This window comes from Streptomyces sp. NPDC012888, assembly GCF_042900645.1.
In the GTDB taxonomy this organism is placed as follows: Bacteria; Actinomycetota; Actinomycetes; order Streptomycetales; family Streptomycetaceae; genus Streptomyces.
The window spans coordinates 17,782-32,743 of sequence record NZ_JBIBBM010000022.1; the positions used below are offsets into that span (position 1 = coordinate 17,782).

The 14,962-nt window shown below is 74.2% G+C and carries 15 protein-coding genes; 2 read left to right on the forward strand and 13 right to left on the reverse strand.

The features are described from left to right. Positions 1-173: 173 nt before the first annotated feature. The 6 genes from ACFY61_RS30290 to ACFY61_RS30315 all read right to left on the reverse strand — a co-directional run bounded on the left by ACFY61_RS30290 (position 174) and on the right by ACFY61_RS30315 (position 5,689). On the reverse strand, positions 174-1,013 hold the full coding sequence (locus ACFY61_RS30290) for a class II glutamine amidotransferase (protein WP_389477260.1): 840 nt from the start codon (positions 1,011-1,013) through the stop codon (positions 174-176). A 321-nt stretch (positions 1,014-1,334) separates the two neighbouring features. After that, positions 1,335-2,510, reverse strand: a complete 1,176-nt coding sequence (locus tag ACFY61_RS30295; protein WP_389477262.1) for an acyl-CoA dehydrogenase family protein — start codon at positions 2,508-2,510, stop codon at positions 1,335-1,337. A gap of 145 nt (positions 2,511-2,655) precedes the next feature. Continuing rightward, complete coding sequence (locus ACFY61_RS30300; RefSeq protein ID WP_389477264.1) at positions 2,656-3,324, reverse strand: TetR/AcrR family transcriptional regulator; 669 nt, start codon at positions 3,322-3,324, stop codon at positions 2,656-2,658. Between the two features lie 108 nt (positions 3,325-3,432). Further along, positions 3,433-3,582 carry an SCO1431 family membrane protein gene (locus ACFY61_RS30305; protein ID WP_389477266.1) on the reverse strand — a complete coding sequence of 50 codons (150 nt, stop codon included), beginning with the start codon at positions 3,580-3,582 and terminating at the stop codon, positions 3,433-3,435. 176 nt (positions 3,583-3,758) lie between these two features. Beyond that, positions 3,759-4,190 carry an SPW repeat protein gene (locus tag ACFY61_RS30310; RefSeq protein ID WP_389477268.1) on the reverse strand — a complete coding sequence of 144 codons (432 nt, stop codon included), beginning with the start codon at positions 4,188-4,190 and terminating at the stop codon, positions 3,759-3,761. Positions 4,191-4,270: 80 nt separating this feature from the next. Further along, a complete protein-coding gene (locus ACFY61_RS30315) occupies positions 4,271-5,689 on the reverse strand; it encodes a peptidase C39 family protein (RefSeq protein ID WP_389477270.1) in 1,419 nt (472 codons plus the stop codon). A 296-nt stretch (positions 5,690-5,985) separates the two neighbouring features. Here ACFY61_RS30315 and ACFY61_RS30320 point away from each other — a divergent pair, with 296 nt between their 5' ends. Continuing rightward, on the forward strand, positions 5,986-6,612 hold the full coding sequence (locus tag ACFY61_RS30320; RefSeq protein WP_389477272.1) for a uridine kinase: 627 nt from the start codon (positions 5,986-5,988) through the stop codon (positions 6,610-6,612). Between the two features lie 354 nt (positions 6,613-6,966). Then, positions 6,967-8,880, forward strand: a complete 1,914-nt coding sequence (locus ACFY61_RS30325) for an AAA family ATPase (protein ID WP_389477274.1) — start codon at positions 6,967-6,969, stop codon at positions 8,878-8,880. Here the strand turns inward: ACFY61_RS30325 and ACFY61_RS30330 are convergent. From ACFY61_RS30330 to ribH, 7 genes are all read right to left on the reverse strand, one after another. Further along, on the reverse strand, positions 8,832-9,842 hold the full coding sequence (locus ACFY61_RS30330) for a helix-turn-helix transcriptional regulator (RefSeq protein WP_389477276.1): 1,011 nt from the start codon (positions 9,840-9,842) through the stop codon (positions 8,832-8,834). The genes ACFY61_RS30325 and ACFY61_RS30330 overlap by 49 nt on opposite strands. Positions 9,843-10,040: 198 nt before the next feature. After that, a complete protein-coding gene (locus ACFY61_RS30335) occupies positions 10,041-11,072 on the reverse strand; it encodes a hemolysin family protein (RefSeq protein ID WP_389477278.1) in 1,032 nt (343 codons plus the stop codon). After that, complete coding sequence (locus ACFY61_RS30340) at positions 11,069-12,475, reverse strand: hemolysin family protein (RefSeq protein ID WP_389477280.1); 1,407 nt, start codon at positions 12,473-12,475, stop codon at positions 11,069-11,071. Before ACFY61_RS30340 ends, ACFY61_RS30335 begins: the two co-directional genes overlap by 4 nt. Positions 12,476-12,732: 257 nt before the next feature. Next, positions 12,733-13,200: a PH domain-containing protein gene (locus ACFY61_RS30345; protein ID WP_389477283.1), complete on the reverse strand. Its 468-nt coding sequence runs from the start codon at positions 13,198-13,200 to the stop codon at positions 12,733-12,735. Continuing rightward, positions 13,200-14,048, reverse strand: coding sequence for an ATP phosphoribosyltransferase (hisG, locus tag ACFY61_RS30350; protein ID WP_389477285.1), 849 nt, complete (start codon positions 14,046-14,048; stop codon positions 13,200-13,202). Before hisG ends, ACFY61_RS30345 begins: the two co-directional genes overlap by 1 nt. Before the next feature lie 69 nt (positions 14,049-14,117). Beyond that, entirely contained in the window at positions 14,118-14,399 is a 282-nt protein-coding gene (locus ACFY61_RS30355; RefSeq protein WP_389477287.1) for a phosphoribosyl-ATP diphosphatase, read from the reverse strand. A 35-nt stretch (positions 14,400-14,434) separates the two neighbouring features. Next, positions 14,435-14,920, reverse strand: coding sequence for a 6,7-dimethyl-8-ribityllumazine synthase (gene ribH, locus ACFY61_RS30360; protein ID WP_365113712.1), 486 nt, complete (start codon positions 14,918-14,920; stop codon positions 14,435-14,437). Between the last annotated feature and the right edge of the window lie 42 nt (positions 14,921-14,962).

Sequence of the window (14,962 nt, forward strand, 5' to 3'; positions counted from 1 at the left end):
GCCACTAAGGGGTTCCGCCGCTGCCGGACCCCCGGATGACCGGGGCGCTGCGCGCGCGGGGGGGGGGGGGGGGGCCCCCGGGGGGGGCCCCCCGCCCCCGGGTGGGGCCGGGGGGGGGGCCGGCCCCGGTCTGGCCGAGCGGTCCGCTCTTCGGCGACCCGGAGCCCTGACCGTCAGAACTGGATGGGCACGAAGGTGTGGTAGTCGGTGTTCCCGGTGGAGGGGATCTCGACGAAGCTCCCCTCGGGCAGCGGGTTCCAGACCCCCGGCAGGCTGCCCAGGGGCTCGGACACCACCAGTCGGGTGGCGTCGGAGACGCCGCGCAGCAGGTCCAGCTCCGGGTGCAGCTGGCGAACCGTTTCCGCCTTGCTGCTGTAGAACAGCGAGCGGGACTTGCCGACGCTGGAGTAGCGGAACGCCCACAGCCGCTCGCCGTCCGATACGGCCACGGTCATCTGGAGGGGGTTCTCCACCCCGTGCTCCTTGCCGAGCCGCTCCACCAGCCCGGCCATCCGGGCGACGGCCGTGGGCACGTCCTGGTCCAGCCCGTAGGTGACCGCGAGGTAGAACATCACCTCGGAGTCCGTGGAGCCCTCGATCGAGGGGAAGAGGGCCGGGTCCACGGCCATGCACAGGTCCCGTCGCAGCCGGTGGAAGTCGGAGATGGACCCGTTGTGCATCCACATCCACCGGCCGTGCCGGAACGGGTGGCAGTTGGTCTGCTGGATGGCGGTGCCGGTGGACGCCCGGACGTGGGCGAAGAACAGCCTCGAGCGGACGTGCGAGGCCAGCTCCAGCAGGTTGCGGTTGTTCCAGGCCGGGCCGATGTCCCGGAAGACGGCCGGGCTCCCGTCACCCTCCGAGCTGTACCAGCCGAGGCCGAAGCCGTCCCCGTTGGTGGTCTCCACGCCCAGCCGGGCGTGCAGGCTCTGGTTGATGAGTGAGTGCTCCGGCCGGTAGAGGACCGTGTCCAGCAGGATCGGCGATCCCGAGTAGGCGAGCCAGCGGCACATGACGGGCCTTCCCTTTCGCCGCCCCGTACGTACCCGTACGAGCCTAACGCGGGGGCCCCGGACCTGCTCTTCACGCGCCTCCCGCGCGCCGCGCGGCGCACGCCCGCCGAACGGGGGCGCGGCGCGCGCCCGCCGTACGGGGCCGGGGCCGCCCGGCCGCACACCGCCCCGGGGGCACGCGGCCCGGCCCGTACGCCGCCCGTGCGCGCGACCGCCCCCCGGCGCGGACGGGGCCGGGGGGCGGGCAGGGCGGGTGGGGCGGGCAGGGCGGCGGCCGGGAGCCGTGGCCGGCGCGGAGCGACCGGAGGCCGCCGCAGCGGATCAGGCGCGGGTTTCCGGCCCCGCCAGGTGGCGGGCGATCACCATGCGCTGGATCTGGTTGGTGCCCTCGACGATCTGGAGGACCTTCGCCTCGCGCATCAGCCGCTCGACCGGGAAGTCCTGGGTGTAGCCGTAGCCGCCCAGCACCTGGACCGCGTCCGTGGTCACCGCCATGGCGGTGTCGGTGCAGAACAGCTTGGCCATCGCCGCCTCGCGGGAGAACGGCTTGCCCTGGTCGCGCAGGCGGGCGGCGGACAGGTAGAGCGACCGGCCCGCCTCGATGCGGGTGGCCATGTCGGCCAGCATGAAGCGCAGGCCCTGGAAGTCCGCGATCGGGTGGCCGAACTGCTTGCGGTCCAGCGCGTACGCCAGGGCCTCGTCGAGGGCCGCCTGGGCGACGCCGATGGCGCAGGCCGCGATGCCGAGGCGGCCGGAGTCCAGGGCCGACAGGGCGATGGTGAAGCCCTGGCCCTCCTCGCCGATGCGGCGGGAGTCGGGCACGCGCACGCCGTCGAAGTGCAGCTGGGCGGTGGGCGAGCCCTTCATGCCCATCTTCTTCTCGGGGGCGGCGGCCGACAGGCCGGGGGCGTCGCCGGGGACCAGGAAGGCCGTGATGCCCCTGGGGCCGGGGCCGCCGGTGCGGGCGAGCACGGTGTGGAAGTCGGCGATGCCGCCGTGGGTGATCCAGGCCTTGGTGCCGGTGATCAGCCAGTCGTCGCCGTCGCGGACGGCCTTGGTCGTCAGGGAGGCCGCGTCGGAGCCGGAGGACGGCTCCGAGAGGCAGTAGGCGCCCAGCAGGCCGCCGCCGAGCATGGCCGGCAGGTGCTCGGCCTGCTGCTGCTTGGTGCCGTAGCCGGCGAGGCCGTGGCAGGCGAGCGAGTGCACGCTGACGCCGAGGCCGACGGTGAGCCGGGCCGCCGCGAGCTCTTCCAGCACCTGGAGGTAGACCTCGTACGGCTGCTCACCACCGCCGAACTCGCCGTCGTAGGGAAGTCCGAGCAGACCGGACTCGGACAGCAGGCGGAAGACCTCGCGGGGGAACCGGCCGGCCTCCTCCTGCTCGGCGGCCTGCGGGCGGATCTCCCGGGCGGCGATCTCTCGTACGAGCGCGAGGAGGTCCCGGGACTCCTCGGTGGGCAGCTGACGGTCCACCGGCTGCGGGGCGCGATCGGTCATGGCGGCGCTTTCCTCCCTCGTCGGGCACGGGCAGCGCGTGAGGTGTGGGACGCGCCGCCGGGTCTCGGTGCTCTTGCAGCCGATCGTGCCCTCCCGGATCACGGGAGGCGCGGGTGGGCGGCTGCGGCGGGTCGAGTATGCACGATCAGCGGCTTCCCGTCACTGGCGCAAGATCATCGGTCGGTCCGGACGGGGGCGGCGCGGGGCATTCGGGGACGAATTCCCCGATGACCGTGAGCGTGGCCCGCAGCTGGCGCACGAGCAGGGCGGCGAGCCGGTCCCGGCCGGCGGAGGCGGGGGCGCCGATCCAGTCGAGGGTGACGGCCTCCACCCCGGCCAGCCAGCCGATCAGGGCGAGCCGGGCGAGCGGAGGCACCTCGCGGCGGCCGTAGGCGCCCTCGGCGATGGTGAGCGCGAGTTCCTCGCGGACGGCGTCGCGGAGGGCGAGCACCTCGGCGTCGCAGCCGACCCCGCCGGTCACGATGGTCCGGTAGGCGGCCTGGTGGTGCTCGGCGTAGTGGAGGTAGCCGTCGATGGTGCGGCGGACCCGCTCGGCGGGGGGCAGCCCGGTGTCACCGGCGGCCCCGGCCACGAAGGCGGAGACGGAGTCCTCCACGATGGCGAGGTAGTAGCCCCGCTTGCTCTTGAAGTAGTAGTAGATGAGGCCCTTGGCGACGCCCGCCTGGCGGGCTATGTCGTCCATGTTCAGCGCGTCGTACGGGGTGTCCGCGAACAGCCTGCGGCCGATCGCGATGAGTTCGGCCCGGCGGGCCTGGGAGCGGCCGGTGGCCCCCCGTCGCTTGCTGTCGTCCACTGTCGGCCCCGCCCTCGAACTGCCCAAGACGAGCGCAGTATCGCACTCCCCCGGCCGCCCTCACGGGGCGGGCGGGGAAGTGCGGAAGCGGGCGGATCCGGTCGGGACCTAGAGCCAGCCGACCTGGGTGACGAACATGGCGACCACGACCACCAGGGTCCAGCCGAGGACGTGCTCCAGCCACTTGGACCGGTCCTCGGGGCCGCCGGTGCGGACGAGGTTCCGGGCGTGGGCGGAGGCGGCGGTGTTCGCAGTCATGGGCGGTCTCGCATGGTTCGTCTGGCGGTGGACGGTGGTGCCGCTCCCCCCGGGGCGTCCCTCCAATGTGCCAGCGGAAGGGCCCCGGCGGTAGAGACGTTGGTCACTGCCGCCGGGGCCCGGGTCACTGCCGGATCATCCGTGCGAGCCGCGGGGCGCGGGCCACGCGCGCCCGGTCAGCGGGTGCGGCGCTCCCCCCTCCCCGCCATGGCCGCCATGGCCAGGCCGAGGCAGAGGGCGATGGCACCCGTGATGATGTTGTTGACGACGGTGCGCGTGGTGTCCATCTCACCCGCGATCACCCATGGGGCGACGATCGTCCAGGCGCCCAGCGCCACGGCCGTCCAGGCCATGGCGTGCGTCCGCTCGTAGGCGGAGCCCAGGCCGCTCATGCAGACGCAGAACGCGAGGCCCGCGATCAGGTTGTTGATCGCCAGCGGGCCGAGCTCGCTGAACCCGGCGATCCACGGCGAGGCCGCCAGGTACAGGCCCGTGATCAGCGCCAGGGTCTCCACGGCCTGCGCACGGGGGGTGCTGGTCACGCGCTCGAACCGGGAGCGCATCTCGGCCAGGTCGGGGTGGTGTTCGATTCTCGGTTGGGTGGTCATGGGGGGCCGCCTCCTGCAGACGTGTGATCAGCCCTTTATGTCCACTTTATTCCCGCTTCCGTACCGGGTCATGCGCCCCGTCACAGGACTCCCACGGTCCTCAGCGCCGTCAGGTGGGCCGCCGTCGGGCGGGTCGGCCCGAAGACGTAGCAGACGCCTCCGCTGCCGGTGAGGACCTTCCCCGCAGCGTTGCGGCGCTTGGTGCGCAGCCAGACGTTCTCGAACTCGCGCCTGCGGTAGACCCGGCGGACGGCGCGGTTGGTCGGGGCGTGCGGGTCGTTCACGACCACGTCACCGGAGGCGGTGAAGCCGACCACGGTCATCAGGTGGCCGGCCGTGCCGTAACCGGCGCCGGTCAGCTCGCCCTCCCGGAAGGACTGGGAGGTGATCACCGGGATCCCGGACGCCACCAGGGTCTCCAGCTCGTTGAGCGAGGTCAGCCTGGTCACCACGCCGCCCAGCCCCCGGTAGGTGGCGGCGTAGGCGGCGTTGAAGGGCCAGTTGCCGCAGCCCTTGTACGCGTAGTCGTACGTGGACCGGGCCGCGTGGCAGACCTGCGGGTCGGTGTAGCGGGAGTCGACCCAGGCCACGTCCTCGGCGCCGGCCCGCCGGCCCCAGTACTCGATGGCCATCTGGGACGAGCTGGGGCTGCACCAGGCCTCGCCCCCGTTGTCGTACTCCGGGTAGCGGCCGACGTGGACCTCCTGCGAGTACCGGGGCACCGGCAGCTCGCGTGCCCGGCCGGGCACGGAGGCCGGGACGGTGAACCGGTCCGGGACGGCCGAGGCCATGGCCCCGGCCAGCCACACCAGGGGCGCCCCGGCGGAGCCGGGCCGGCGGTAGAGGGTGAGCCGCAGCCGCCAGTCGCGCAGCCGCAGGCCGCGGGCCCGGGCCGGACCGTCCACGGCGAGGGTGTCGGTCCACACCGTCGACCGGCCGTCGGTCTGGCCGTCGACCGAGGTGCGGCGGATGTCGGCGTCGCCGGAGGCCCAGCGGCCCATCACGTACCAGGGGGTGGCGGTGCCGTCGGTGTAGGTGCAGCGGATCTCCGTCTGCAGCCAGGTGCCCGCCGGGGTGTGCGCGTTCCAGGAGGCGATGGCCTCCGTGGCCGGCACGGTCGAGGTGTGCACCGGCGAGGTCCAGGACGCGTACTCCCAGGTGCTGCGCCGCCCGGTGTGCGGGTCGGCGTACTCGGTGCGCCCCTGCGGGGTGCGCAGCGTCAGACCGGGCCGGGCGCCGGGCACGGCGGCGGTTCCGCGGTGGGTACCGGCCCGCCAGTCGCGGTAGGTGAACCAGAAGAGGTTGTCCACGGTCGGGCCCGCGGCGGCCGTGGCCTGTGCGTCTTCCTCCGGCAGGGACGCGGGCGAGCCGTCGCCCTCCGGCACCTGGGGGGCCGGGGCCGCCTCGGCTGCCGTGCCGGACACGGAGGCGGCGGTGGCGGCGGTGGCGGCCGCGAGGGCGGCGGCGAGCAGGGCCCGGCGCGGGGCGGGTGCGGTCATCGGCGGACTCCCGGGTCGGTCGGGGCGGCGGCTCCTGCCACCCTCCCAGTTCCGGCGGGGGCGGGGCCAGGGTCCGGGCGCGTGTCGGGGCAGGGGGCGCCTTTCGGGTCAGCCGGCGCCTTCGGGGTCGGGGCGGCGCGGCGGATCCGGCCGGCACCGGTGGCGGTGGCGTGGCGGCGGCTCGGCGGTGCGTGGCGGTGGCGTGGCGGCGGCTCGGCGGTGCGTGGCGGTGGCGTGGCGGTGGCCGCAACCGTGGCGGGTGCGGCCGCCGGACCGGCCCTGCGTACCCTGACCGGGTGAACACGCTGGAAGTGCTGGCCCGGGAGCTCGCCGCGCTGCCCCCCTCGCTGGGGCCGGTGCGGCTGATCGGCGTGGACGGGCACGCCGGCTCGGGGAAGAGCACCTTCGCCGGGCGGCTGGCGACGGCGCTGGGCGGGGTCCCGGTGCTGCACCTGGACGACGTGGCCACCCACGCGGAACCGTTCGGGTGGACGGGGCGGTTCCGGTCGCAGCTGCTGGAGCCGCTGGCCGCCGGCCGGGCCGCGCACTGGCGCCCGTACGACTGGGTGGAGCGGCGGTTCGGAGCCGAGCGGGTGCAGGAGCCGGTGCCGCTGCTGCTGGTCGAAGGGGTGGGCGCGGGCCGCCGGGCGCTGCGGCCGCACCTGGCCCGGCTGCTGTGGATGGAGACGCCGCGGGAGGAGTCCTGGCGGCGGGGGCGGAGCCGGGACGGGCGCGAACTCGCCGGATTCTGGGACGGATGGGAGCGCGCGGAGCTCGCGCACTTCGCCGGTGATCCTTCACGCCCCTTCGCCGACGTCCTGGTGCGCCAGTGCGGTACGGGATACGAGTGGACTTCCGGGACGGGTGCGGCCGCGGGAACGAGCAGTTCCGTCACCGAGGGTCACGACCTGCCCCGGGCCTGAGGGGCCGGGGCGGAGCGCGGGGCGCCGGGCCGCCCGGCATCGCTTGACCTGGGCCCCACGACGGCCTTACGTTCTCAATGCGCGGTCTACGGGCCGCAGCGGACACGAAGCCCCCGGTTGTTCCCCCGTGATCGGGGGCTTCGTTCTGCCCTCGGGGCGTTCCCGCCCCCTCCACTTCCTCACACAGCGTCACGTCCGGCGCTTCCGTGATGCACCCGATCGATGCCCTCGGCGCACTGCGTAAGGACCGTAACCGCAGGTACGATGCCAGCCTGAATTCATCGGCGCAGGGGCAACTCGCTTCTTCGAAGCGGAGGTTGCCGCGCACCACGGGGGCAGTCTGTGGGGGACGTGATGGACTTCGGCACGCAGGGCAGCGGCAACGCGCACGCCCCCGCCGAACTCGCCTGGCTGCGGGGGGTGGACGCCTGCACGATGGGCGCGTACCCGCAGGCCGAGGAGGAGTTCCGGACGGCCGTGCGCCTCGACCCCACGATGGCGGACGCCTGGCTGGGCCTGCACGCGCTGCGGGTGGACACCACCAACGCGCTGCTGCGGATGTACACCCACCAGGACCGGTTCGGGGAGCAGCGGGCCCGGCACCGCCGCACCCTCAACTCGTGGTACTGGCTGGGCTGGTGGGTGCAGCCGGTGCTGGAGAGCCGGCGCGACCTGCTGCTGGCGCACGCCTCGCACTGGCTGGACGGCCGGCACGTGCCGGAGCTGGACCAGGCGCTGGCCGCGCTGCCGCCGGTGGACGCCGACCCGCAGGTGCGGTTCCTGCACGCCTGCCGGGCGTACCTGGTGAAGGACTGGGAGCAGCTGGTCCGGCACACCGAGCCGCTGGTGGACGACCCGGTGCTGGGCATCGAGTCGGGGCTGTTCGGGGGCATGGCCCGGGTCCGGCTGGAGATGTACGGGCAGGCCGAGCCGATGCTGTCGGCGGCGCTGATGCGGTGCCGCAGCGAGCAGCCGCAGCGCAAGGAGCTGCGGTACTGGCTGGCCCGGGCGCACGAGGGGACGGGGCGCAGTGCGGCCGCGCTGCCGCTGTACCGGGCGGTGCACCGGGTGGATCCGGCGTTCATGGACACGGCGGCCCGGCTGACCGCGATCGCGGAGGCGGACGGGGCGGACGGTCTGGAGGGGTACGACCTGACGCCGGTCGGCGGTGACTTCGCGGCGGTCGCGCTGGGCGGGGCCGCCGCGGTGGACGTCCCTCCGGCGCCGGCCGAGGCGGAGCCGCTGCCGGGCGGCGGGGCGGCTGCGGGGCCGGGCGTGCCGCGGGTGCCGCCGGCCGGGCCGGGTGCGGGCGCGGGCCGGCTGGACGGCGTACGGCACCGGGCGCCGGTGCCGCCGCAGGGGGCTCCGGCTGGGCTGCCGTCCGGGCCGGCGGATCCCGAGCTGCTGGCGCAGGCGTTGGCGGAGCTCGAGCGGATGGTGGGCCTGGAGCCGGTGAAACGCCAGGTCAAGGCGTTGTCGGCGCAGCTGCACATGGCGCGGCTGCGGGCCGGTCAGGGGTTACCCGTGCAGCCGCCGAAACGCCACTTCGTGTTCTCGGGGCCCTCGGGCACGGGCAAGACCACCGTGGCGCGGATCCTCGGCCGGGTGTTCTACGCGCTGGGGCTGCTGGGCGGGGACCACCTGGTGGAGGCCCAACGGGCGGACCTTGTCGGTGAGTTCCTCGGGCAGACGGCGGTGAAGGCGAACGAGCTGATCGACTCGGCGATCGGCGGGGTGCTGTTCGTGGACGAGGCGTACAGCCTGTCGAACTCGGGCTACAGCAAGGGCGACGCGTACGGCGACGAGGCCCTGCAGGTGCTGCTGAAGCGGGCGGAGGACAACCGGGACCAGCTGGTGGTGATCCTGGCCGGGTACCCGGCGGGCATGGACCGCCTGCTGGCGGCGAACCCGGGGCTGTCCTCCCGTTTCACCACGCGGGTGGACTTCCCGAGCTACCGGCCGGCGGAGCTGACGGCGATCGGCGGCGTCCTGGCGGACGCGAACGGGGACCGCTGGGACGAGGAGGCGCTGGAGGAGCTGCGCAGCATCAGCGGGCACGTCGTGGAACAGGGCTGGATCGACGAGCTGGGCAACGGGCGGTTCCTGCGCACGCTGTACGAGAAGAGCTGCGCCTACCGGGACCTGCGGCTGGCGGGGTACAGCGGGACGCCCTCGCGGGACGACCTGGCGACGCTGCGGCTGCCCGACCTGATGCAGGCCTACGGCGAGGTGCTCTCGGGGCGCGCGCCGGAGCCGCCGTCGGTGTAGCGGGCGGCGTCCGCGAGGCGGCGGGCCGCGTGCCGGAGGTGGTCGAGGACCTCGGGGTCGGCGTCCAGGGTGTACTCGGCGTCGAGTCCGGCCAGGAGCCGGGCGATGCGCGGCAGGGCGTCGTCGGAGGCGTCGAGCCGGCAGGTCGCGTCGTCGACGGGCCGGAGCCGGCCGGCCAGGCCCGGGTGCGCCGCGCGCAGTTCCGCGGCGGGGGCCCGTACGGTGGCGACGGCCCGGTGACGCACGGGGGCGGCGGTCAGCCGGCCGGCCACGAAGGCGGCGGGGTCGCCGCCGGGCACCTCGCGGGGCGGGACGCGGCGGCCGGTGGGGAGCGGGTCGGTGACGCGGTCCAGGCGGAAGAGCCGCCAGTCCGCCCGGTCGGTGTCGTGGGCGAGCAGGTACCAGAGGGGGCCGGAGGCCACGAGGTGCTGCGGCTCGACGCGGCGGCGGGAGGTGGTGCCGTGGCGGGTGGCGTAGTCGAAGGCGAGGAGCTCGTGGTCGCGGCAGGCGACGGCGAGGGTGGCCAGCACGGCGGGGTCGGCGCGGGGTCCGCGGCGGTCCTCGTCCCAGACGATCCCGGCGAGCGACCCCTGGACGGCGGCGACCCGGCCGCGCAGGCGGCGCGGCAGGACCTGCTCCAGCTTGGCGAGCGCGCGGAGGGCGGTCTCCTCGATGCCGGTGAGACCGCCGGCGGCGGTGCGCAGGGCGACGGCGATGGCGACGGCCTCGTCGTCGTCGAGGAGCAGCGGGGGCAGGTCGGTGCCGGAGGCGAGCCGGTAGCCGCCGGCGTGGCCGCGGGCGCTGTCCACGGGGTAGCCGAGCTCGCGGAGCCGGTCGATGTCGCGGCGGACGGTCCGCACGGTCACCGCCAGCCGGTCGGCGAGGTCGGCGCCGGACCAGTCGCGGCGGGTCTGGAGGAGGGACAGGAGGCGGAGCATGCGGGAGGTCGTGTCGCTGGTCACCCGACCACTATCCGCTCCGCAGAGGACAGGTCCTGTCCTGAACCGCGGTCGCCTGCGGGCCGGGGCGGAGCCCCGGAAGCCCGGGCGAAGCCCGGCCCGGCCCGCTCAAACGCCGCTCGGGCTAGAAGTGCCCCCGGCCGGGCACGAACCCCGAGCCCCGCGACGCCGCCCCCAAGCCTCGCCCCGCTGGGCGGGCGGTCAGCGGGTTCGGTGGGCGGGGTCGCGGACTTCGCCCACCAGCATCTCCAGGACGTCCTCCAGGGCGACCAGGCCGAGGACCCGGCCCGCCGCGTCGGCGACCTGCGCCAGGTGGGTGGCCTTGCGGCGCATCACGGTGAGCGCGTCGTCCAGCGGGAGCGTCGCCGACAGGGTCGGCATCCGGTGCCAGAGCTGCTGCGGCACGGCCCGTTCGCGGTCCTCCGCGTCCAGGACGTCCTTGACGTGCACGTAGCCCATGAACGCCCCGGTGACCGACCGTACGGGGAAGCGCGAGTACCCGGTGCGGACCGTCAGGAGTTCGATCTGCCGCGGCGTGGCCGCCGGGCTGACGGTGACCAGGCGGTCGCGCGCCAGCAGGACGTCGGTGACGGGGCGGCTGCCCAGTTCCAGGGCGTCCTCCAGGCGTTCCTGCTCCAGGGGTTCCAGCAGGCCGGCCTGCCGGGAGTCCTGGACCAGCCGGCCCAGCTGGCTGCTGGTGTAGACGGCTTCGACCTCGTCCTTGGGTTCGACGCCGAACAGGCGGAGCACGAGGTGCGCGCAGGCGCCCAGCGCGGCGGTGACCGGCCCGCACAGGCGGGCGAAGGCGACCAGGCCGGGGCTGAGCCAGAGCGCGGTCCGTTCCGGCGCGGCCATCGCCAGGTTCTTGGGCACCATCTCGCCGATCACCAGGTGCAGGAAGACCACCGCGGCGAGCGCGACGACGTAGCCGAGCGGGTGGATGAGGCCCTGCGGGACGTGGGCGGCGTGGAACACCGGTTCCAGCAGGCGGGCGACGGTGGGTTCGGCGACGGCGCCCAGGGTCAGGGAGCAGACGGTGATGCCGAACTGGGCCGCGGCCATCATGCGGGGCAGGTTCTCCAGGCCGTGGAGGACCTGCCGGGCCCGTTTGGAGCCGGCGGCCAGGGGTTCGATCTGGCTGCGGCGGACCGACACGAGGGCGAACTCGGCGCCGACGAAGAAGCCGTTGGCGAGGACCAGGAGCAGGGCGAAGAGGAGTTGGAGCGCGCTCACCGGGCTGCCGTCTCCATCCGGTCCGTCTGGGCGTGGGCCCAGGGACTCGCGGCCGCTTCCGGGGGCGGGGCGGAGGCCGGGACCGTGGCGTGGGCGGGGAGGAGCCGCACGAGGCGGACCCGCTCGGCGCGGTTGCGGCCGACCTGGCGTACGGAGACCCGCCAGCCGGGGAGTTCCGCGCGGTCGCCGGGGGCCGGGATGCGGCCGAGGAGGTCGGCGACGAGGCCGGCGACGGTCTCGTAGGGGCCTTCGGGGACCTCCAGGCCTATCCGGCGCAGGGTGTGCACGCGGCAGCTGCCGTCCGCCTCCCAGGAGGGCCGGCCGTCCTCGGCCGGTGCGGGGGCGAGTTCGGGCCGGGCCTCGGCGCGGTCGTGTTCGTCGCGGACCTCGCCGACGAGTTCCTCGACGATGTCCTCCAGGGTGACGACGCCGGCGGTGCCGCCGTACTCGTCGACGACGACGGCCATCGGCTGCTGGCTGCGGAGCAGTTCCAGCAGCGGCTGGACCGGCAGGGTGCCGGGCACCAGCAGCGGGGGCAGGCAGATGCGGTCCACGGTGGTGCGGGCCCGTTCGGGTTCGCGCACGGCGAGGGCGTCCTTGAGGTGGACGACCCCGGTGACCTCGTCGATGCGGTCGCGGTAGACCGGGAACCGGGAGAGGCCGGTGGCGCGGGTGAGGTTGAGGACGTCCGCCGCGGTGGCGGTGGCCTGAAGGGCGCTGACCTTCACGCGGGGGGTCATGACGTGCTGGGCGGTGAGTTCGCCGAGGGAGAGGGTGCGGACGAACAGGTCCGCGGTGTCCTGTTCGAGGGCGCCGGCCAGGGCCGAGTGACGCACCAGGGAGACCAGCTCGCCGGGGGTGCGGGCGGAGGCCAGCTCCTCGGCCGGTTCGACGCCCATGGCCCGGACGAGGCGGTTGGCCACGGCGTTGAGCCCGGCGATGACCGGGCGGAACACCCGGGAGAACGCCTGCTGCGGGCCGGCCGTGAAGCGGGCGACCTGGAGGGGGCGGGACACCGCCCAGTTCTTGGGGACGAGCTCGCCGACGACCATCTGGACGGCGGAGGCGAGCAGCATGCCCGTCACCACGGCGACGCCGGGCACGGCTGCCCGGGGCAGTCCGAGCGCGGCGAGCGGCCCGGACAGCAGTGCCGCGAGGGCGGGCTGGGCCAGCATGCCGACGACGAGGGAGGTGATGGTGATGCCCAGCTGGGTGCCGGAGAGCTGGAAGGAGAGCTCCCGCAGGACCTCGACGAGGGTGCGGGCGCGGCGGTCGCCGTCGGCGGCGGCACGTTCCGCCTCGGGCTTCTCGACGGTGACCAGGCCGAATTCGGCGGCCACGAAGAAGCCGTTGGCGAGGATGAGCGCGAAGGCCGCGGCGAGCAGGAGTAGCGGGGTGGTCATGATGCCGCCGCCTCCGGGGGGAGGGCGGCGCGTGTACTGCCGGGGGTACTGCCGGACGATCCGTCCATTGCTGGAAGGAGTCACTCCTCTGGTCGCAGGTGCCCACGGGCCACGGGGTCCGGGGCCGGTGGCGGGACGCGGGGGCGCGTCCCGGCACCAGAGTAGTCAGTGCGATCGTCCCCGCAACGGGGACTGCGCCGTGCGCGGCGCGGTGCGGGCCCGGGCCCGGCCGGAGTCCGGCCGGGCGCGGGCGGCGCTCAGGCCGCGTGCGAGCCGGTGCCGCGTGCCTCGGCGAGGGCGCGCAGGGCGCGGGCGTCGGCGATGGCCTGCTGCCTGGCCACGCCGGGCTGGATGCCGAGGGCGGGGAGGCTGGTGCCGTCGCTGAGGTCGAGGAACACCCAGGGGTCGCCGGGGCGGAGGTTGACGCGGAGGATCTGCGCCCATTCCAGCCGGCGGGTGGTGGTCAGGTTGACGACGGTGACGCCGGTGGCGTCCGCGACCACCTTGGGGCGGGAGAGCAGGACGAGGACGGAGCTGAGCAGGGCGGCGGTGAAGACGAAGCTGATCCGCTCGCCGGTGCTGAGCCGTTCGAGCATCACCGCGACGGCGGTGATGGTGGCGAACATGGCCGCGCCTATGGTCAGCAGGATCACCCGGGTGCGGGTGGGCCGGAAGGTGACGGGCAGCTGGGGCAGGGCCGGGGCGGCCGGCTGTTCGGTGGTCATCACAGGCGGCAGGCGTGGATCGAGGTGGTCAGGATGGCCCGGGCCCCGAGCTCGTAGAGGTCGTCCATGATCCGCTGGGCGTCCCTGGCGGGGACCATCGCGCGGACCGCGACCCAGCCCTCGTTGTGGAGGGGGGAGACGGTCGGGGACTCCAGGCCGGGGGTGAGGGCGACGGCGCGCTCCAGGTGCTCGGCGCGGCAGTCGTAGTCCATCATCACGTAGGACCTGGCGACCAGGACGCCCTGGAGGCGGCGCAGGAACTGCTGGACCTGGGGGTGGGAGCCGTCGGCGCCGTTGCGCCGGATGACCACGGCCTCGGACTTGAGGATGGGGTCGCCGATGACCTCCAGGCCGGCGTTGCGCAGGCTGGTGCCGGTCTCGACGACGTCCGCGATGATCTCGGCGACGCCGAGCTGGATGGCCGTCTCGACGGCGCCGTCGAGGTGGACGACGGAGGCGTCGATCCCGTGGTCGGCGAGGTGCTTGGCGACGATCCCCTCGTAGGAGGTCGCGATGGTCATCCCGTGGAAGTCCTCGGGGCCCTTCGCCGTGCCGGGCTTGGTGGCGTAGCGGAAGGTGGACCGGCCGAAGTTCAGCGGGAGGATCTCCTCCGCGTTGGCACCGGAGTCCAGCAGCAGGTCGCGGCCGGTGATGCCGATGTCGAGCTTGCCGGACGCGACGTAGATCGCGATGTCCTTGGGGCGCAGGTAGAAGAACTCGACCTCGTTCTCGGGGTCGACGGTGACGAGTTCCTTGGACTCCTTGCGCTGGCGGTAGCCGGCCTCATGGAGCATCTCCGACGCAGGTCCGGAGAGTGAACCCTTGTTGGGGACGGCGATGCGCAGCATGGGGACGGTTCCTTTGTTCGCGTGGGTAGTTGGTGCTGTGCGGGGCGGGGGTGTGAGGGGTGGCGGTGCTCAGAGGTGCTTGTAGACGTCGTCGAGGGAGATCCCGCGCGCGACCATCATCACCTGGACGTGGTACAGCAGCTGCGAGATCTCCTCGGCGGCGGCTTCCTTGCCCTCGTACTCCGCGGCCATCCAGACCTCGGCGGCCTCCTCGACGACCTTCTTGCCGATGGCATGGACGCCCTTGCCGACCAGCTCGGCGGTGCGGGAGGTGCCGGGGTCGCCGTTGGCGGCCTTGAGCTGGAGCTCGGTGAAGAGCTCTTCGAAACTCTTGGGGGTTCGGTTCGCCATGATGGTCCTCAGAATACGGGGTTCCCCCGCGCCGCTCAGCGCCAGGGTTCGCTGACGGTCCGCAGCGTCATCGCGGTGGAGACGGCGGCGGTGACCGCTTCGTGCCCCTTGTCCTCGTTCGACCCTTCGAGGCCGGCGCGGTCCAGCGCCTGCTCGTCGTTGTCGCAGGTCAGGACACCGAAGCCGACGGGGACTCCGGTCTCTACCGACACCTGCACCAGGCCCTGGGTGACGCCCTGGCACACGTAGTCGAAGTGGGGGGTGCCGCCGCGGATGACCACGCCGAGGGCGACGATGGCATCGTAGCCGCGACCGGCGAGTACCTTCGCCACCACGGGGAGCTCGAAGCTGCCGGGGACGCGCAGCAGGGTCGGCTCGTCGATGCCGAGCTCGTGCAGGGCGCGCAGGGCGCCGTCCACGAGTCCGTCCATGACCTTCTCGTGCCACTGCGCCGCGATGACCGCGACCCGGAGGTCGCCGCAGTTCTTCACGCTCAGTTCGGGTGCGCCCTTGCCGCTCACTGTTCTCCTCGTGCTTCGTACGTGTCGGGGGTGGTGGGGGTG